This is a genomic window from Actibacterium ureilyticum (assembly GCF_002285435.1).
Classification (GTDB): domain Bacteria; phylum Pseudomonadota; class Alphaproteobacteria; order Rhodobacterales; family Rhodobacteraceae; genus Actibacterium_C; species Actibacterium_C ureilyticum.
Window position 1 is genome coordinate 91,900 of the sequence record NZ_NSBT01000024.1, and the last position, 16,951, is coordinate 108,850.

Below are 16,951 nucleotides of genomic sequence, written 5' to 3' on the forward strand. Positions count from 1 at the left end.
CCGGCGCCTAAGTATGTCATTTTAATTGTTGTTGAAAACCAGCCTATCGGCCCACTGAAACACATCAAGTCGAACGCCACGTCATAAAATGTCCGACCTTCATACGGAAATTCTTGGCCCGGACCAAGGGGGCATCGCACGCGCCGCCGGGATTTTGTGTCGCGGCGGGCTGGTCGCGTTTCCCACCGAAACCGTCTATGGGCTGGGGGCGGATGCGCGCGACGACCGGGCCGTTGCCGGGATCTTCGCGGCCAAGAACCGGCCCAGCTTCAATCCGCTGATCGTCCATGTGCCGGATCTGGCCGCGGCCGAGCGTATCGCGGTCTTTTCCGACACCGCCCGCGATCTGGCCCAGGCGTTCTGGCCCGGCGCGCTGACGCTGGTGTTGCCATTGCGCGCGGATGCGGGCATCGCCCCGCTGGTCAGCGCGGGGCTGGACAGTATCGCGATCCGGGTACCCGCCCATCCGCTGGCACGCGACCTGCTGCGCGCCTGCGGCTGTCCGCTGGCCGCGCCCTCGGCCAACCCCTCGGGCCGGGTCAGCCCGACCCGGGCGAACCATGTGATGGCCGGGCTTTCGGGGCGGATCGACGCAGTTCTGGATGGCGGCGCGGCGGATGTCGGGGTGGAATCCACCATCATCGGCCTGGCCGGCGCGCCGCGCCTACTGCGCCCCGGCGGTGTCCCGGTCGAGGCGATCGAAGCCTGCCTGGGCCAACCGCTGAACGTCGACGCGCCCGTCACCGACACGCCCAACGCACCGGGCCAGCTGGAATCGCATTACGCCCCCGGGGCCGGTGTACGGCTGAACGTGACGCAACCGGATGCGGGCGAGCTGTGGCTGGGTTTCGGCCCCGATTGCGCGGGCGCCACGCGGAACCTGTCGCCTGCGGGCGACCTGACCGAGGCGGCGGCCAATCTGTTCGGGATGTTGCGGGATCTGGACGATCTGGCGACCGCGGGTCAGGGCATCGCCGTGGCGCCGGTGCCCGATCACGGGCTGGGCCGTGCGATCAATGACCGGCTGCGCCGCGCCGCCGCGCCGCGCCCGGGCTGATCACGCCCGCCCGGCTGCCGCCGACAGCGACAGAGGATCTATCCCCAGCACCGCCAGCGCGCGTTCCCATTTGCTGTCATTGTCGCGGTCGAACACGATATCGGGCACGCTGTCACAGGTCAGCCAGCCGTTCTGGCCGATCTCGCTTTCCAGCTGCCCCGGCCCCCACCCGGAATAGCCCAGCGCCAGCAACGATGCCGCCGGGCCCTTGCCATGGGCGATGTCCTCAAGGATATCCAGCGTTGCGGTCATGCCGATGCTGTCATCCACCAGAAGCGTCGAGGACGCGTTGGAATAGTCGCCCGAATGCAGCACGAAGCCCCGGCCATGTTCCACCGGCCCGCCGAAATGCACCCGGATATCGGGGGGACCGCCGGGGGCGCTGATCTGCAACTGCTCCAGCAGGTCGCCAAAACTCAGATCCGGGGCGGGTTTGTTCACGATCAGACCCAGCGCGCCGTCATCGGAATGGGCGCACAGATAAATCACGCTTTTCTCGAATCTGCTGTCGCCCATCCCCGGCATGGCGATCAGGAATTTTCCGCTCAGATCCATTTCCGGCATGATTGTCTCCTTACTCATGACAATGTGGGCTTCAACGGGCGTTTGCAAGGCCGGGCGGCGGATCGACGCAACCGGCATCGCCCGATTGTGATTTCGCTTTGCGCGCCGCGCGCCTATCTTGAGGCCATGATCGCACGCATTCTCACCTCGCTGGCGTTGCCCCTGGCCGCGCTGCTGCCGCAAGCCGCCACCGCCGAAAGCCCGGTGCCGCTGTCCCAGGTTGTCAAGGCCGAGATCCTGCCAGGTTGGCAGACCGGATCGGGCACGCACATGACCGGGCTGCGTCTGAGCCTTGCGCCGGGGTGGAAAACCTATTGGCGCGCGCCGGGCGACGCGGGCATCCCGCCGCATTTCGACTGGTCGGGGTCGCAGAACCTGAGCGCGGCACAGATCCACTGGCCCCGCCCGACGGTGTTCCACCTGGATGGGGTCCGCTCCATCGGGTATCAAAGCGATGTCGTGCTGCCCATCGAACTGACGCCGGGCGACAGCACCGCGCCGCTATCGGTGCGCGGCACCGTATCGATCGGCATCTGCGACGAGATCTGCGTGCCCATGACCCTGAACCTGAGCGCCGATCTGCCCCGGCAGGGCGCCGGGAACGCGGCGATCCGCGCCGCGCTGGACGACCGCCCGGACCGCAGCAATGCCGATGTGATCTGTCAGATCGACCCGATCGACGATGGGCTACGCCTGACCGCGACGATCCCCGCGCGCGGGATCGGCAAACCGGTCGAGGCGGTGATCGAAACCGCCGACCCCGCGATCTGGGTGTCCGAACCGGCGCTGCGCCACAGCAACGGGGCGCTGGTGGCGGTGGCCGATCTGGTGCCCGCCGATGCCGCGCCCTTCGCGCTGGACCGTTCGGGCCTGCGCTTTACCCTGTTGTCGGGCGCCAAGGCGGTCGAGATCCAGGGCTGCACCGGCGGCTAAGCCCGGCGATTACGCCTTTGGCCCGGCGGGCGCCTGCCGCCCCAGCCACAGCGCCCCCACCAGATAGACCAGCAAAATCCACGCCGCGCTGGCCGCGACAAAGGCCAGCAGCGCCAGCCCCACCGATGCCGATGCGCCGGGCGCCGCCAGCGCGACCAGCGGCGACACCCCGCCACCCAGCGCCGTCCAGCCCAGCGACAGCACGAACAGCACCGCCAGACCGGCCAGCGCCGCCGCATCGATCAGCCCCACATTGCGCAGCCCCGGCCGGAATTGCAGCGCCCGGCGGAACGCCCGCATCTGCGCGCCCACATCCTGTTGCAGCGCCATCAGCGCCGGCACCACCAGCAGCACCAGCAGCATCCCGAAGCCCAGACCATAGACCAGCGTGATCACCGTGGGTTTCAGGAATTGCGCCTGCTGCGATGTCTCGTACAGCAGCGGCGACAGGCCCAGCACCGTGGTCAGCGTGGTCAGCAGCACCGGGCGCAACCGGTCGCTGGTGCCGTCGATGATGGCCGGGATCAGGCCGCGATTTTCGGCATATTCATCGACCGTCGTCACCAGCACGATGGAATCGTTGATGATGATCCCCGTCATGCCGATGATCCCCACGACCGAGAACATCGACAGCGGCACCTCCCACAGCGCATGGCCATAGATCGTGCCCACCAGCCCGAAAGGGATGATCGCCATCACCACCACCGGCCGGGTCCAGCTGGCAAATATCCACGCCAGCGTCAGGTAAATCCCCAGCAGGCACAGCATGAAGCCCAGCAGCGCGTCCTGCAGGAACGTGTCCTCCTGTTCCGACAGGCCCGACATCCGCCAATCGACACCCTTTTCGCTGGCGATGCGGGGCAGGATCTCGGTCTCGATGCTTTGCATCACGTCTTCGGCGCGGGCCGGGTCGTCTTCGGAAATGTCGCCGGTGACCGACACCACCCGCAGGCCGTTTTCACGGTTGACGGTCGAAAACCCGGTGCGGCGCGACACCGACACGATATCGGCCAGCGGCAGGTATTGCCCCGCGTCGGTGCGCAGCAGGGTCCGGTCCAGGAAATCGGCGGTCAGCTCGCCGGTGGGCAGCTCGACCCGGATCGTGGCCGAACGCGGCCCGTCGGGATAGGTCGCGGCCTCGATCCCGTTCAGCCGGTTGCGCAGCACCCGCCCCAGCGCGTCGATGGTGAACCCCACCGCCGCGCCCTGCGGGGTTAGGTCCAGCACCAGTTCTTCCTTGTCATAGGCCAGGCTGTCCTCGACCGCCGACACCTCGGGGAAGTCGATCAGCGCGGCTTTGAGCTGTTCGGCGGCGGCCTTCAGATCGTCGGCCCCCGCGCCAAAGAACTGCACGTCCAGCGCGTCGCCGCCGGGGCCCGACCGCCAGCCACGGAAGCTGACGATTTCGGCCAGCGGGTGCTGGCGCACCGCGTCCTGCAATTCGCCCACGAACTGGAACGAGCTATAGGGCCGCAGATCGGCGTCGATCAGCTCGATCGCGATCGAGCCCAGCAGATCGGCGTCCTTGGCGTCGACCCCCGACAGCCCGCGCCCGGTATTACCGCCGATCTCGGCCACGACATAATCCAGCGGGTTGGTGCCGTATTCGGCCTCGTACCGCGCGGCGACCTCTTCGGTGGCGCGCTGCATCTCGCGCATCATCCCCAGCGTGTCTTCGCGCGTGGCGCCGGGCGACATCGCGAAATTGCCCGAGACCGAGCCGCGCTCGGGCGCGTTGAAGAACCGCCAGGTCACATCGCCCCGCGCAAACAGCGCCGCCTGCGAGGCCAGCGCCAGGATCGCGATGGCCAGCACCGGATAGCGCGCCTGTACCACCCCGGCGACAAAGGGCCGGAAGATCGCCCGCCGGAACCAGTTGAAGCCGCGATTGACCGTGCGCGACGGCCAGTCATACCAATGCCCCCGCCCCACATGGGACAGCGCATGCGCCATGTGGTTGGGCAGGATCAGGAAGCATTCCACAAGGCTCGCCATCAGCACGGCGATGACGGTAAAGGGCACATCGGCGATCAGATCGCCGAACCGGCCCGAAATCACCGTCAGCCCGAAAAACGCGATGACCGTGGTCAGAGTGGCGGAAAACACCGGCGCGGCCATGCGGCGGGCGGCGTTTTCGGCGGCCTCGTAATGCCCCTCGCCCAGCTGGCGGGCGCGGAAATCGGCGTGTTCGCCCACCACGATGGCATCGTCCACGACAATGCCCAGCGTGATGATCAGTGCGAAAAGCGAGATCATGTTGATCGTCAGACCGGCGGCATACATGATCGCGATGGTGGCCAGCATCGCCACCGGAATGCCCGCCGCGACCCAGAAGGCGGTGCGCGCGTTCAGAAACAGAAACAGCAGCCCCACAACCAGGATCAGCCCGGTCAGGCCATTGTCCAGCAGGATGTTCAACCGGCCCGAGATCGCCTCGGCCCGGGTGCGGATCAGGTCGATGCGCACATCGGTGGGCAGCGTCGCCTCCAGCGTGTTGGCGACATCCTCGACCACATGCTGGATCGCGATGGCGTCGCCCTTGTCCGACCGGTCGACGCGCACCGAAATCGCCGGGTTTTCCCCCACGAAATAGGCCCGGTTACGGTCGACGCCTTCGACGATCACGCGGCCCACATCGCCCACGGTCAGGTTCGAGCCATCGTCATTCGACCGCAGCACGATGCCCGCGATCTCGTCGGCGCTGCGCTTGGCAACACCCGTGCGCACGCGCGAGCTGGCCCCCGCCACGTCGCCTGCCGGATCGGTCGCGACCTCGGCCTCGATGGCTGCGGCGATCTCGGCCATGCTGACCTGATGGCGCACCAGCGCGGCCGAGGGGACCTCGACAATCGTGTTGGGCGCGGCCAGGCCCCGGATCGTGGTGCGGGTGACGCCGGCCTCGAACAGGCGGGCCACGAATTCATCGGCGAACCGGCCCAGCTGGTCGACGCCCACCGGCCCGGTGATCACCACATCGGTCACCCGGTCGCGCCAGGCGCCGCGCCGTACTGTCGGCTCCTCGGCCTCTTCGGGCAGGTCGGTCACCCCGTCGACGGCGGTCTGAACCTCGTCGGCGGCGCGGCCCATGTCCCAGCCCGGTTCGAATTCCAGGTTGATCCGCGCCGATCCTTCGGACGCGGTGCTGCTGGTTTCGGCGACCCCCTCGACCGCCTTCAGCGCGGGTTCCAGAAGCTGGACGATGGCGTCGTCCACATCCTCGGCCCCGGCGCCGTCCCACTGGACGTTGACGGTGACATCATCGACGATCACATCGGGAAAGAACTGTGCCCGCATGCGCGGCACAGCCGCCATACCCAGCGCGATCAGGATCACAAGAACCAGATTGGCCGCCGTGCGGTGCCGGGTGAAATAGGACAGGACCCCGCCCGCCGCACCGGAAAGCCGCCGCGCCACGGGCCTAGCCCCCGAACCGGCTTTCCAGCCGGCTTATGGTCTGGGCGGGCACCTCGTCCTGCGCCAATTGCAGCAACAGGCGCTCCTTGGCCTCGCTGGGCATGCGGGCATTGCCCTCGACAAAGGCGATCAGGCGGGCGCGGCGTTCGGGTGTCAGGGCGACCATGCCCGCGTCGACTTCGCCCGCCGCATCGGCCTGTGGCCGGATCGGGCGCACCTTGATCCCCGCCCCCAACAGGGGCGAGCGTTCGGCCACGACCTCGCGGCCATAAAGCCCCGGCGCGCGGATGATCACGTCATCGCCCTGGGCACGCAGAACCTTGACCCTCGCCTGTTCCAGACGCTCGTCCGCGCCGATCAGCAACACGGTGCCATTGGCATCCAGCGCCGTCGCCGGGATGCGCGCGACCTGCTGCATCTGCGGCTCTTCGATCGCGATGGTGACGAAATCGCCGGGCCGGAACCCGGCGGCATCCTGCAACCGCGCAAACAACAGCCGCCCGGTTTGCCCCTCGCCCACGGCGGGGCTTTCCCGCGCGATGCGGCCCCCCGCCACCAGATCGGTGCCGAAGACATCGACCGTGGCGGTGATCGGCGCGGGGATCAGCGCGCCCGACGCATCCAGCAGATGCGCGTATTGCGAGGTCGAGACACGGAACGACACCTCCAGCTGGTCGGGGTCGATCAGCTGAGCCACCTGTTCGTTATTGGCCACCAGCCCGCCCTGCACCAGCGTCACATCGGCCAGCACCCCGTCGAATTCGGCGTAAAGCGCGGTATCGGCCAGATCGCGTTCGGCCTCGGCCAGGGCGACCTTGGCGCGGTCCAGCTGGGTCTGGGTCAGCTCGGCCTGGGTTTCGGCCGTGGCCAGCGCCTGTCGTTGCGACAGCACCACCTGCGCCGCGGCAGAGGCCGCAAGCGCCGCGGTTTCCACCGCCGCGTCGGTGCCCACCCCGCGCCCGCGCAGATCCTGCTGGCGCGCCAGCGCGGTTTCGCGCAGCTGGGCCTGTTTTTCGGCGGCGGTCAGTTCGTCATGGGCCAGCTCCAGCGTCCGCTGGGCATCGCGCAGCTCGGCCTGCGCCTCGGACAGGTCGGCGCGCGCCACGTCCAGCGCGGCCTGCGCATCGGCCGGGTCGACCTGCACCAGCAACTGCCCCGCACGCACCACGCCGCCTTCCTCGAACGCCTCGGCCAGTTCGATCACCGTGCCGCTGGACTTGGCCCGCAGATCCAGCGTGCGGCGGCTGCGTACCTCGCCATAGGCGGTCAGCACCGGTGCAATATCCTGCGCCACAAGCCGCGCGACATTCACCGAAAACACCCGCTCGCGCGCGGGCGGTTCCTGGCTCTCGCGGGCCAGGCGTTCCTGCACCGCGCTCACGAATATGTGACCGGCATAGGTCAGCACGCCGACCGTCACAGCCAGCAAGAACAGCCCTACCAGACTTCGCCGCAGGAAACGCATATGGTTCGATCCTTCCCTGATCGGGAAATAACAGCCTTCACCGCAAGATAGCGCCGGTGGCGCAACCGTCCAAGTCCCGGCTTAAACGCAGCCGCCGATGCATTCCGTCGCAGATCGGTGCGTTTTTTATCCCACCAGCCCGGCATGGGTCAGAACCGCCCGTGTCGTGGGCACCAGATCCAGCGCCGCCACCTGACGCGCGGTGAAAAAGCCGAAGCCCGCGCCCTCGGCCAGCTTGATATGCGCGACCTCGACCGGAACGGTGCAGCGGAACGCGTACAGCACCGCGCCCTTGTGCGCCCGGCCCGCGACGGCGGCCAGCGGCTGAAACAGCTCGGGCGACAGGATCACACCGGTTTCCTCGGCAAACTCGCGCGCGGCGGCCTGGGCCAGCCCCTCGTCCCCCTCGACCCCGCCGCCAAAGACGCACCATTGCCCCGGCGCGGCGACGCCCGGAAAATCGTCGCGCAATTGCAGCAACACCCGCCCCCGCGTGTCACAGGCCACCACCACCGCCGCCCGCGTGACCGGATCGGCGGGCAGATCGCCCAAGGGGGTGAAGAGGTCGGTCATTTGCGCCGCTGATGTTCGTCCAGCCGCGGCAGGATCTCGACAAAGTTGCACGGCGCATGGCGGTAATCCAGCTGATGCACCAGGATCTGGTCCCAGGCATCCTTGCACGCCCCGGTCGAGCCGGGCAGCGCGAACAGGTACGTGCCATTGGCCACCCCGCCGGTCGCCCGGCTTTGCACCGCGCTGGTGCCGATCTTCTTCATGCTGACAATGGTAAAGACCGTGCCGAAGGCGTCGATTTCCTTTTCATAGACATCGCGATGCGCCTCGACCGTCACGTCGCGGCCCGTCAGCCCCGTGCCCCCGGTCGAGATCACGACATCCACCCCCGGATCGGCGCACCAGGCGCGCAGTTGCGCGGCGATTTGATCCCGCTCGTCGCGCAGGATCTTGCGGTCGGCCAGCACATGCCCCGCCGCGCTCAGCCGGTCGACCAGCGTCTGGCCGGACCGGTCCTGATCCAGCCCGCGCGTGTCGGACACGGTCAGAACCGCGATACGCACCGGAATGAACTGTTTTTCGCCTGTTGCCATCAATTCCGCTCCAATACCGCCAATCGGATGGCCAGCCCCGCGAAAATGCCCGACGACACGATGGCCAGCCCGCGTGCGAAGCGGGGCGAGCCGGTCAGGCGGCGCCCCATGCTGCCGGCGAAAACCCCCACCGCGCCGTTCACGACCAGCCCGCCCACAGCGATCAGCGCGCCCAGGATCAGGAATTGCGGCAGCACCGCGCGGGTGGGGTCGACGAATTGCGGCACGAAGGCCAGCACGAACAGGATCACCTTGGGGTTGGTCAGGTTGACCATCAGCCCCTCGCGAAACGCATTGCGCGCGCGCGGCGCGGCGTTCAGGTGGCTTGGCCCCGTCAGGGTGCGCCACGCCAGCCACAGCAGATAGGCCACCCCGCCCCAGCGGATCACGTCGAACAGCGCGGGATGCGCCGCCACCAGCGCGCCCAGACCCAGACCCGCCAGCGTGACATGCACCATACCGCCCAGCGCGATGCCGAAATCCGCCGCCAGCGCCGCGCGCGGCCCCGACCGCAGCCCCTGGCCCAGGCAGAACATCAGATCCGCCCCGGGCGTCAGGTTCAGCGCAAGTGCCGCGGGGATGAAGGCCAACAGGGTCAGCGGGTCGATCATATGCTCACCTCGAACCAATTCGGCGTGGGGCCCAGGTTCACGACACGGGTCGCGCCGATCATGCCTTCCTGCCCCCAACTGTCATGGATATGCCCGCAGAGCGCCAGTCGCGGCTGGATGCGTTCGATGGCCGCCCGGATCTCGGTCGAGCCGACCGATTGCCCGCCCGATGTCACATCCGCCACGCCCTTGGGCGGGGAATGGGTGATAAGGATGTCGGCTTGCGTACAGGTGTCCAGCATCGCGCCCGCCTCGGCCTCGGTCAAGTCGCAGGACCAGTCGCCGAAGGGTGTGACGGGCACGCCATAGCCCAGCCCGAACAGCCGCACACCGTCGAATTCCGCCGGGGCACCATGCAGCACATGGGTGCCCATGGCGCTGGCCGCGATCAACTCCTCGGCGCTTTCGGCATTGCCGGGCACCACGACCAGCGGCACGTCGATCCCATCCAGCAGGCGCATGGCCTGATCCAGCCCCTGCCGCATGTTGCAGAAATCCCCCGCCCCGATCACCAGATCGGCGTCCGCTGCGGCGGCCACCAGATCGGCGGCACGGGCGCGCGCCGCGTGCAGGTCAGAGAAGGCCAGGATCCTCATGCGCCGCCGCGCAGGCGCGCCTGCAACATCAGCAGGTCATGCCACGCCTCGCGCTTGGCCACCGGGTTGCGCAACAAAAAGGCCGGATGGAACATCGGCAGGGCCGGACGGCCCAGCGCCTCGGCCCACTTGCCGCGCAGCCGCGTGATGCCGCGCATCCCCAGCAGCGCCTGACAGGAGTGATTGCCCATCAGCACCAGCACCTGCGGATCGGCCAGTTCGACATGGCGCTGCAGGAAGGGCAGCATCATCGCAACCTCGTCCGGTTTCGGGTCGCGGTTCTGCGGCGGGCGCCAGGGCAGGACATTGGTGATATAAAGCGCAGCCTCGCTGTCGGGCGCGGTGCGGTCCATGCCGATGGCGGCGAACATCCGGTCCAGCAACTGGCCCGCGCGCCCCACGAAGGGCAGCCCGCGCATATCCTCGTCGCGGCCCGGCGCCTCGCCAATGACCATGATCCGCGCCGCCGGGTTGCCATCGGCAAACACGGTGTTGCGCGCGCCCTGTTTCAGTTCGCAATGGGTGAAGTCGGCCACCGCCTCGCACAGTTCGTCCAAGGTGCCGGCGGCTTGCGCCAATGCCCGCGCCTCGGCCACCGGATCGGCCTGCGGCACCGGCTGCGGTTCCGGGGCGGCCTGTGCCGCGCGCTTGGGCTTGGGCTGGTCGCGCAGCGCATAGCGGTCGACCGGCGCCGCGGCAATCGCCTCGTCCGCGCCCAGCTCGACCTGCCAGGCCAGAAGCGCCAGCGCGGTGTGATAGTCCAGGTTGTCCGCCGATTGAATCATGTCCGCACGCTAGGCCGACACGCGCGCGATGACAATCTCTTGCCGCCCCGCGCGTGCAAACCTATAACCCACCCGACCGGATCGGAGGCCCCATGACATTCCGCGCAAAGCACCTGCTTGGTATCGAGCCGCTGAAACCCGACGATATCCGTGAAATCCTGGACCTGGCCGATCAATATGTCGATCTGAACCGCGGCGCCGTCAAACATTCCGACGCGCTGGCGGGACTGACGCAGATCAACATGTTTTTCGAGAACTCCACCCGCACGCAGGCGTCGTTCGAACTGGCGGGCAAGCGGCTGGGCGCGGATGTGATGAACATGGCGATGCAGGCGTCCAGCATCAAAAAGGGCGAAACCCTGATCGACACGGCGCTGACGCTGAACGCGATGCATCCCGACCTGCTGGTGGTGCGGCACCCGCATTCCGGCGCGGTCGACCTGCTGGCGCAGAAAGTCAACTGCGCGGTGTTGAACGCGGGCGACGGGCGGCACGAACACCCCACACAGGCGCTGCTGGACGCGCTGACGATCCGCCGCGCCAAAGGCCGGCTGCACCGTCTGTCGATCGCCATCTGCGGCGACATCGCCCACAGCCGCGTGGCGCGGTCGAACATCATCCTGCTGGGCAAGATGGAGAACCGCGTCCGCCTGGTCGGCCCGCCCACGCTGGTCCCCGGCCAGTTCGCCGAATTCGGCTGCGAGGTCTATGACGACATGGCCGAGGGGCTGAAGGACGTGGACGTGGTCATGATGCTGCGGCTTCAGCGTGAGCGGATGGATGGCGGCTTCATCCCGTCCGAACGCGAGTACTACCACCGCTATGGGCTGGACGCCGAGAAACTGGCCCATGCCAAGCCCGACGCCATCGTGATGCACCCCGGCCCCATGAACCGGGGCGTCGAGATCGACGGCGAGATCGCCGATGACATCAACCGATCCGTCATCCAGGAACAGGTGGAAATGGGCGTCGCCGTGCGCATGGCCGCCATGGACCTGCTGGCGCGGAACCTACGGGAACGGGCCGATGGCGGGGTGATGGTTTGAGCGCAGCTTCGGATTGGGCAGATTTTCTGGAAAAGGGGGAGCATGTATTGTGGCAGGGGCAACCTGCTGGAAATTTTCTCAACCTGGAAAGGCGCGATTTGTTGCTGGTTCCCTTCTCAATCGCCTGGGCAGGCATTGCAGTGCCGATTGGTGGAATAATCATGGTCGCGGGTATTGCCGCATTGCTTGACGGTTCGCCGCTGGGTTTGGTGCCGATTTGCTTCGGTGGTGTGTTCTTTTTTGTGGGCTTGTATATGACCATCGGTCGGTTTGCGCATGACTATCTGACGCGTCGGTCGACGTGGTACGCATTGAGCAACAAGCGCGCATTTATTGCCACGAGCCTCCTAGGCAAGACACTCAGAACAAAAGCTATTTCCGTCGATACGGAAATCGGCTGGGAAGATGGTAAGGTTCAACGGATTCGGTTTGGCGCTCCGTCCCGATCTGGCGCCCGATTAGTGGATTCTTTTGAATTCAGAAACTTAACAGATGGAAAGAGGGTGCTTTCCCTGGTTTACGCCATTCAACGAGGCGAGACATGAACACGCTTTCCGCGAATAGCCGCCTGATGGCTTTCACCTGCTGCGCCTCCGCCGTGGGGGCGATCCATACTGTCTTAGAAACGGCATCTAGGCTTTTGATATCTATCATTATGAATACCTCGGGGCCGATGAACCGGGGCGTCGCCGTGCGCATGGCCGCGATGGACCTGCTGGCGCGGAACTTGCGGGAACGGGCCGATGGCGGGGTGATGGTTTGAGCACCGATGACGAATGGGCGGGTATCCTGTGGGAGGGTGAAGAGATCCTCTGGCAGGGGCAGCCCGATGGTGGGATCTATATCCACCCAAGCCGCTGGGCGGCCTTCGGTATCGGTGCATGCTTCTCTGCGATCGGCGTTGTGCTCTTTGTCATTGCGATTAGCGGCGCAGAGCCCGTCATATTCCTGTTCGCAGTCTTGTGGACCGGGATCAGCGGCTACCTCGCGTTCAGCCAATCCTATTGGCCAGCCCATAAACGCCGCCACACATTCTATACCCTGACAAACCGCCGCGCCATTCTGGGCATCGCCCTGCCCCGGCGTCGGCGCACGCTGAAAACCTATGAAATAACCGCCGAGAGTGACTACGATTATGTCCCCGGCCCGCTTGGCTCGATTATCTTTGACTATGTCGACGAGGGCGTGACTGTGAACGATGTGCCGCAGAAATTCGCTGCGGGCTTCATGCGTTTTGCAGATGCCGACAGGGTCTGGCCGATGATCCAGCGGCTTCAACAGGACATGCGCGACGCGCGCGCCGACGACAGCAACGGGACGACCAATGCCTGACACCCTTATCACCAATGCCCGCCTGATCGACCCCGAGGTCGGAACCGAAACCACCGGCTGGCTGGCGGTCGATGGGGGCACCATCAGCGCCACGGGCACCGATGCCCCGCCCAAGGCGGACCGGGTGATCGACGCGCGCGGCAAGTGCCTGGCGCCGGGGATCGTCGATATCGGCGTCAAGATCTGCGAGCCGGGCGAGCGGCACAAGGAGAGCTTTCGCTCCGCCGGGCTGGCGGCGGCGGCGGGCGGGGTCACCACCATGGTCACCCGCCCCGACACGCTGCCCGCCATCGACACGCCCGAGGTTCTGGAATTCGTCACCCGCCGCGCGCGCGAGGCCGCGCCGGTGCGGATCAAGCCCATGGCCGCCCTGACCAAGGGCCGGCAGGGGCGCGAGATGACCGAGCTGGGCTTCCTGCTGGATGCCGGCGCCGTAGCGTTCACCGATGGCGATACGGTCACCACCGATACCAAGGTGCTGAGCCGCGCCATGACCTATGCCCGCAGCCTGGGCGCGCTGGTCATCGCCCATCCGCAGGATCCGGGCCTGTCGGCGGGGGCGGCGGCCACCAGCGGCAAGTTCGCCGCGTTGAAGGGTCTGCCGTCGGTCACGCCCATGGCCGAGCGCATGGCGCTGGACCGCGACATGGCGCTGGTCGAGATGACGGGCGTCAGATACCACGCCGACCAGATCACCACCGCCCGCGCCCTGCCCGCGCTGGAACGGGCCAAGGCCAACGGGCTGGATGTGACGGCGGGCGTGTCGATCCATCACCTGACGCTGAATGAGCTCGACGTTTCGGATTACCGCACCTTCTTCAAGGTCAAGCCGCCGCTGCGGTCGGAAGACGACCGGCTGGCGCTGGTCGATGCGGTGGCCAGCGGGCTGATCGACGTGATCTGTTCGATGCACACGCCCCAAGACGAGGAAAGCAAGCGCCTGCCGTTCGAGGAGGCCGCGAGCGGTGCCGTGGCGCTGGAGACCCTGTTGCCCGCCGCGCTCCGGCTGGTCCATGCGGGGCAGATCGCGCTGCCGGTGCTGTGGCGTGCGCTGTCGCTGAACCCGGCGCGGCGGCTGGGGCTGGACACCGGGCGGCTGGCCCCCGGCGCGCCCGCCGATCTGGTGCTGTTCGACGCGGACGCGCCTTTCGTGCTGGACCGCTTCAAGCTGCGGTCGAAATCCAAGAACACCCCCTTTGACGGCGCGCGGATGCAGGGCAAGGTGATTGCAACCTTCGTCGCGGGCGCGCAAGTCTTCGGGGCGGACTGATTTTCATGCCTCCGGCGGGAGTATTTGGGGAACAATGAACCATGCCTTTGATTGAGACCGCTTTGCCCGTTCTGGCGCTGGTGGCGGTGCTGGCCTATCTTCTGGGGTCCGTGCCCTTCGGGATCGTGATCGCGCGGGCCTTCGGGCTGGGCGATCTGCGCGCCATCGGGTCCGGCAATATCGGCGCCACCAACGTGCTGCGCACCGGCAACAAGGTGGCGGCGGCGCTGACGGTGGTGCTGGATGCGGGCAAAGGCGGGCTCGCGGTGCTGATTGCGCGCGCGCTGGCGGGCGAGGATGCGGCGCAGCTTGCCGGGCTGGCGGCCTTTGTCGGGCATTGCTTTCCCATCTATCTGGGCTTTCGCGGCGGCAAGGGGGTGGCGACCTTCCTGGGCACGCTGCTGGCGCTGGCCTGGCCCGTGGGGCTGGCGGCCTGTGCCACCTGGCTGGTGATGGCGCTGGTGGCGCGGTATTCGTCGCTGGCCGCGCTGGTGGCGGCGGCGCTGACGCCGCTGTGGATGGTGTTTCTGGGCTATGGCACGTTCATCCTTCTGGGCATCTGTCTGACCATCCTGATCTATATCCGCCATGCGCCGAACCTGAAGCGGCTGAAGGCCGGGACCGAGCCCAAGATCGGCCAGAAGGGCTGAGCCGCCCTATGCCGGGGGCAGGTCCAGGATCGCGGGCCAGGCGGCGGCGCTGCGCTGGGACAGAACCTCGATATGGCGCAGCGAAGTCAGGCCGTAATCGGCCGGGTCCAGCGCGGCGAAGTCGACCCGCCCCGCGGCAAAGGCATCGGCATAGCGCCGCACCGCCACGGGCGGGACCACCACATCGTCGGTCATGGTCAGCATCCGGATCCGCGGACCCGGCAGGGTGAAATCCGGCTGTGGCAGGCTGTCGCCGATATCATCATGGAAAAACCTGCGCCGCGTGCACCATCGCCGCCATTGCCAATAGACCCCCGCCGGCAGGTCCGCGCCCAGCAGCATCCGCCGCCCCGGCAGGTATCCCGCCAGCGCGGTGCCGACCGGCCCCAGCACGAACCAGAAGGCCAGCGCGATGGGCCGATAACTCCACGGGTGGTCGGTGTGATGCGCCATGCCCGCCCCGATGGTGGTGATCCGCGACACGCGCGGATCGAACTGCCGGAATGCGATGCCCAACCCACCCAGCGAATGGCCCAGCACCCAGAGCGGCCCGTCCGGTGCCAGTTCGGCCAAGCAGCGCTCGGCCGCGCCCTGATCGTGCAGCGTCCAGTCGGCAAAGTTTGCCCGGCTGTCCCGCATCGGCCCCGTCCGCGAGGCACCGAAATCACGATAATCATAGGTCAGCACCCCCACGCCGCGCTGCGCCGCCCAACGCGCGAAGGGCTGGTAATAGCGTTGCGGCACGCCGGTCGCCCCGTGCAGCACCAGATTGGCGCGCGTCGGTCCCACGGCGGGTGTGAACCGCGCGGTCAGCCTGGCGCCCTTGGCCCGGATGGTGACGGGCGTGAATTCCGGGTTGGTGTCGGCGCTCATGCGATCCCCTTATTAGACCGGTTGGTCTATAAGACATCTGGACCGATCGGTCCAGCCCCGCTATGACGGGCGCATGAACGCCCCCACGAACCGCGACACGCTGCTGCGCTGCGCCGCGACCCTGTTGCGGCAAAAGGGCTATGACGGGGTTGGTCTGGCCGAGATCCTGAGCGCATCGGGACTGCCCAAAGGGTCGCTTTATTACCACTTTCCCGGCGGCAAGCGCGAGCTGGCGACCGCCGCCACCTTGTGTACCGGTGCCGCGATCCAGCGTCTGATCGACCGCGCCTTTGCCGATGCCGACAGTTTCGCCACCGGCGCCGCCGCGCTGGCACGGGCCATTGCCGCGCTGATCCCCCCGGGTGGCCCGGTGCAGGCCTGTCCGGTGGCCAGCATCCTGCAGGCGTCGGGACAGGAACCCGCGCTGCGCGACGCCGCCCGGCAGGTTATGAACGACTGGGCTGCCTGTCTGGCCGCCCACGCCACGCGGCTGGGCCACGCCGCCCCGCAGGACGCCGCCGACCTGTTATTGATGCAGATGGAGGGCGCCTGGCTGCTGGCGTTGGCCGAACAAAGCCCCCGCCCGCTGGAACGTCTGGCCGCGCTGAAAACCTGAGGCGCGCGCAGATCGCTTGACTCTGCAGTCAATTCTGATATTTCTGCCTTTACAGAAATTAGGAGAGAGTCGATGCAGCTGACCCCCGCCATGCAGGCCTTTATCCTTCATTGGGGAGAGATGGGCGCCAAATGGGGCACCAACCGGTCCGTGGCCCAGATCCACGCGCTGCTGCACATCGCGCCCGAGCCGATGACGGCGGACGAGATCTGCGAGACGCTGAACCTGGCGCGCTCGAACGTGTCGACCGCGCTGAAGGAATTGCAGGGCTGGAAGCTGGTCAAGGCCAGCCGCCAGCTGGGCGACCGGCGCGATCATTTCACGTCGATCCGCGACATGCAGGATCTGGTCGACACCGTGATCGCCGAACGGCGCGAGCGCGAGTTCCTGCCCACGATCGAGGCCCTGCGCGACGTGTTGGCCGAGGCCGAGACCGACAACACCCCCGCACCCGTGCGCGACCGGATGCGCGAAACCCTGCAGGTGATGGAGATGTTCGACGGCTGGTATCAGGAGGTCTCGCGCCTGCCGCGCAAGGTGCAGATGGCCGCGATCAAGCTGGGTGCGCGCATCGCGCGGTTCCTACCCGGCAGCGGCTAAAAATTTTGCGCTAAAATTTCGGAAATTACAGAA

At 67.1% G+C, this 16,951-nt stretch carries 19 protein-coding genes; 10 read left to right on the forward strand and 9 right to left on the reverse strand.

Annotated features, from left to right (window positions below):
* The first annotated feature begins 88 nt into the window (after nucleotides 1-88).
* The gene (locus tag CLM60_RS06495) at nucleotides 89-1,057 is read left to right on the forward strand and encodes an L-threonylcarbamoyladenylate synthase (RefSeq protein WP_095588353.1); all 969 of its coding nucleotides are present in this window, start codon (nucleotides 89-91) and stop codon (nucleotides 1,055-1,057) included.
* Here the strand turns inward: CLM60_RS06495 and CLM60_RS06500 are convergent, their stop codons facing one another.
* Complete coding sequence (locus tag CLM60_RS06500) at nucleotides 1,058-1,621, reverse strand: YqgE/AlgH family protein (protein ID WP_245848283.1); 564 nt, start codon at nucleotides 1,619-1,621, stop codon at nucleotides 1,058-1,060.
* Between the two features lie 126 nt (nucleotides 1,622-1,747).
* On the opposite strand from CLM60_RS06500, the gene CLM60_RS06505 reads away from it, so the two are divergent.
* Nucleotides 1,748-2,554, forward strand: coding sequence for a protein-disulfide reductase DsbD domain-containing protein (locus CLM60_RS06505; RefSeq protein ID WP_095588672.1), 807 nt, complete (start codon nucleotides 1,748-1,750; stop codon nucleotides 2,552-2,554).
* A gap of 9 nt (nucleotides 2,555-2,563) precedes the next feature.
* On the opposite strand, the gene CLM60_RS06510 is transcribed toward CLM60_RS06505, so the two are convergent.
* From CLM60_RS06510 to CLM60_RS06540, 7 genes are all read right to left on the reverse strand, one after another.
* Nucleotides 2,564-5,968 (reverse strand): efflux RND transporter permease subunit, encoded by a 3,405-nt coding sequence (locus CLM60_RS06510; protein WP_095588355.1) that lies wholly within the window; start codon nucleotides 5,966-5,968, stop codon nucleotides 2,564-2,566.
* A 4-nt stretch (nucleotides 5,969-5,972) separates the two neighbouring features.
* Complete coding sequence (locus CLM60_RS06515; RefSeq protein ID WP_095588356.1) at nucleotides 5,973-7,433, reverse strand: efflux RND transporter periplasmic adaptor subunit; 1,461 nt, start codon at nucleotides 7,431-7,433, stop codon at nucleotides 5,973-5,975.
* 126 nt (nucleotides 7,434-7,559) lie between these two features.
* Nucleotides 7,560-8,006: an NUDIX domain-containing protein gene (locus CLM60_RS06520; RefSeq protein WP_095588357.1), complete on the reverse strand. Its 447-nt coding sequence runs from the start codon at nucleotides 8,004-8,006 to the stop codon at nucleotides 7,560-7,562.
* A complete protein-coding gene (gene moaB, locus CLM60_RS06525; RefSeq protein WP_095588358.1) occupies nucleotides 8,003-8,539 on the reverse strand; it encodes a molybdenum cofactor biosynthesis protein B in 537 nt (178 codons plus the stop codon). The genes CLM60_RS06520 and moaB overlap by 4 nt, the downstream gene beginning before the upstream one ends.
* Nucleotides 8,539-9,150 (reverse strand): LysE family translocator, encoded by a 612-nt coding sequence (locus tag CLM60_RS06530; RefSeq protein ID WP_095588359.1) that lies wholly within the window; start codon nucleotides 9,148-9,150, stop codon nucleotides 8,539-8,541. Before CLM60_RS06530 ends, moaB begins: the two co-directional genes overlap by 1 nt.
* Nucleotides 9,147-9,746 (reverse strand): metallophosphoesterase family protein, encoded by a 600-nt coding sequence (locus tag CLM60_RS06535; RefSeq protein WP_095588360.1) that lies wholly within the window; start codon nucleotides 9,744-9,746, stop codon nucleotides 9,147-9,149. The genes CLM60_RS06530 and CLM60_RS06535 overlap by 4 nt, the downstream gene beginning before the upstream one ends.
* Entirely contained in the window at nucleotides 9,743-10,531 is a 789-nt protein-coding gene (locus CLM60_RS06540; protein ID WP_095588361.1) for a uracil-DNA glycosylase, read from the reverse strand. Before CLM60_RS06540 ends, CLM60_RS06535 begins: the two co-directional genes overlap by 4 nt.
* A 92-nt stretch (nucleotides 10,532-10,623) precedes the next feature.
* Between CLM60_RS06540 and CLM60_RS06545 the strand changes: the two genes are divergently transcribed.
* Genes CLM60_RS06545 through plsY form a run of 6 tightly spaced genes read left to right on the forward strand, consistent with a single transcriptional unit; the run spans nucleotide 10,624 to nucleotide 14,829 of the window.
* Nucleotides 10,624-11,577, forward strand: coding sequence for an aspartate carbamoyltransferase catalytic subunit (locus CLM60_RS06545; protein WP_095588362.1), 954 nt, complete (start codon nucleotides 10,624-10,626; stop codon nucleotides 11,575-11,577).
* A complete protein-coding gene (locus CLM60_RS06550; protein ID WP_141246471.1) occupies nucleotides 11,574-12,122 on the forward strand; it encodes a hypothetical protein in 549 nt (182 codons plus the stop codon). The genes CLM60_RS06545 and CLM60_RS06550 overlap by 4 nt, the downstream gene beginning before the upstream one ends.
* Complete coding sequence (locus tag CLM60_RS20630; protein ID WP_141246472.1) at nucleotides 12,119-12,340, forward strand: hypothetical protein; 222 nt, start codon at nucleotides 12,119-12,121, stop codon at nucleotides 12,338-12,340. Before CLM60_RS06550 ends, CLM60_RS20630 begins: the two co-directional genes overlap by 4 nt.
* Nucleotides 12,337-12,909 carry a hypothetical protein gene (locus CLM60_RS06555; RefSeq protein WP_095588364.1) on the forward strand — a complete coding sequence of 191 codons (573 nt, stop codon included), beginning with the start codon at nucleotides 12,337-12,339 and terminating at the stop codon, nucleotides 12,907-12,909. The genes CLM60_RS20630 and CLM60_RS06555 overlap by 4 nt, the downstream gene beginning before the upstream one ends.
* A complete protein-coding gene (gene pyrC / locus CLM60_RS06560; protein WP_095588365.1) occupies nucleotides 12,902-14,179 on the forward strand; it encodes a dihydroorotase in 1,278 nt (425 codons plus the stop codon). Before CLM60_RS06555 ends, pyrC begins: the two co-directional genes overlap by 8 nt.
* A gap of 41 nt (nucleotides 14,180-14,220) precedes the next feature.
* Nucleotides 14,221-14,829, forward strand: a complete 609-nt coding sequence (gene plsY, locus CLM60_RS06565; protein WP_095588366.1) for a glycerol-3-phosphate 1-O-acyltransferase PlsY — start codon at nucleotides 14,221-14,223, stop codon at nucleotides 14,827-14,829.
* Nucleotides 14,830-14,835: 6 nt separating this feature from the next.
* On the opposite strand, the gene CLM60_RS06570 is transcribed toward plsY, so the two are convergent.
* Nucleotides 14,836-15,702, reverse strand: coding sequence for an alpha/beta hydrolase family protein (locus CLM60_RS06570; protein WP_095588367.1), 867 nt, complete (start codon nucleotides 15,700-15,702; stop codon nucleotides 14,836-14,838).
* A gap of 73 nt (nucleotides 15,703-15,775) precedes the next feature.
* On the opposite strand from CLM60_RS06570, the gene CLM60_RS06575 reads away from it, so the two are divergent.
* Both CLM60_RS06575 and CLM60_RS06580 read left to right on the forward strand, forming a co-directional pair.
* Nucleotides 15,776-16,318: a TetR/AcrR family transcriptional regulator gene (locus tag CLM60_RS06575; RefSeq protein WP_095588368.1), complete on the forward strand. Its 543-nt coding sequence runs from the start codon at nucleotides 15,776-15,778 to the stop codon at nucleotides 16,316-16,318.
* Between the two features lie 72 nt (nucleotides 16,319-16,390).
* On the forward strand, nucleotides 16,391-16,918 hold the full coding sequence (locus CLM60_RS06580) for a GbsR/MarR family transcriptional regulator (protein ID WP_095588369.1): 528 nt from the start codon (nucleotides 16,391-16,393) through the stop codon (nucleotides 16,916-16,918).
* The last annotated feature ends 33 nt before the right edge of the window (nucleotides 16,919-16,951 follow it).

What these genes read in the sequence shown, in the direction of transcription:
- CLM60_RS06545 (WP_095588362.1), top strand. Translation starts at nt 10,624, where the DNA reads ATGACATTCCGCGCAAAGCACCTGCTTGGTATCGAGCCGCTGAAACCC.
- CLM60_RS06500 (WP_245848283.1), bottom strand. Translation starts at nt 1,621, where the DNA reads ATGCCGGAAATGGATCTGAGCGGAAAATTCCTGATCGCCATGCCGGGG.
- CLM60_RS06495 (WP_095588353.1), top strand. Translation starts at nt 89, where the DNA reads ATGTCCGACCTTCATACGGAAATTCTTGGCCCGGACCAAGGGGGCATC.
- CLM60_RS06535 (WP_095588360.1), bottom strand. Translation starts at nt 9,746, where the DNA reads ATGAGGATCCTGGCCTTCTCTGACCTGCACGCGGCGCGCGCCCGTGCC.
- CLM60_RS06575 (WP_095588368.1), top strand. Translation starts at nt 15,776, where the DNA reads ATGAACGCCCCCACGAACCGCGACACGCTGCTGCGCTGCGCCGCGACC.
- CLM60_RS06505 (WP_095588672.1), top strand. Translation starts at nt 1,748, where the DNA reads ATGATCGCACGCATTCTCACCTCGCTGGCGTTGCCCCTGGCCGCGCTG.
- CLM60_RS06530 (WP_095588359.1), bottom strand. Translation starts at nt 9,150, where the DNA reads ATGATCGACCCGCTGACCCTGTTGGCCTTCATCCCCGCGGCACTTGCG.
- CLM60_RS06540 (WP_095588361.1), bottom strand. Translation starts at nt 10,531, where the DNA reads ATGATTCAATCGGCGGACAACCTGGACTATCACACCGCGCTGGCGCTT.
- CLM60_RS20630 (WP_141246472.1), top strand. Translation starts at nt 12,119, where the DNA reads ATGAACACGCTTTCCGCGAATAGCCGCCTGATGGCTTTCACCTGCTGC.
- CLM60_RS06520 (WP_095588357.1), bottom strand. Translation starts at nt 8,006, where the DNA reads ATGACCGACCTCTTCACCCCCTTGGGCGATCTGCCCGCCGATCCGGTC.
- moaB (WP_095588358.1), bottom strand. Translation starts at nt 8,539, where the DNA reads ATGGCAACAGGCGAAAAACAGTTCATTCCGGTGCGTATCGCGGTTCTG.
- pyrC (WP_095588365.1), top strand. Translation starts at nt 12,902, where the DNA reads ATGCCTGACACCCTTATCACCAATGCCCGCCTGATCGACCCCGAGGTC.
- CLM60_RS06580 (WP_095588369.1), top strand. Translation starts at nt 16,391, where the DNA reads ATGCAGCTGACCCCCGCCATGCAGGCCTTTATCCTTCATTGGGGAGAG.
- plsY (WP_095588366.1), top strand. Translation starts at nt 14,221, where the DNA reads ATGCCTTTGATTGAGACCGCTTTGCCCGTTCTGGCGCTGGTGGCGGTG.
- CLM60_RS06570 (WP_095588367.1), bottom strand. Translation starts at nt 15,702, where the DNA reads ATGAGCGCCGACACCAACCCGGAATTCACGCCCGTCACCATCCGGGCC.
- CLM60_RS06515 (WP_095588356.1), bottom strand. Translation starts at nt 7,433, where the DNA reads ATGCGTTTCCTGCGGCGAAGTCTGGTAGGGCTGTTCTTGCTGGCTGTG.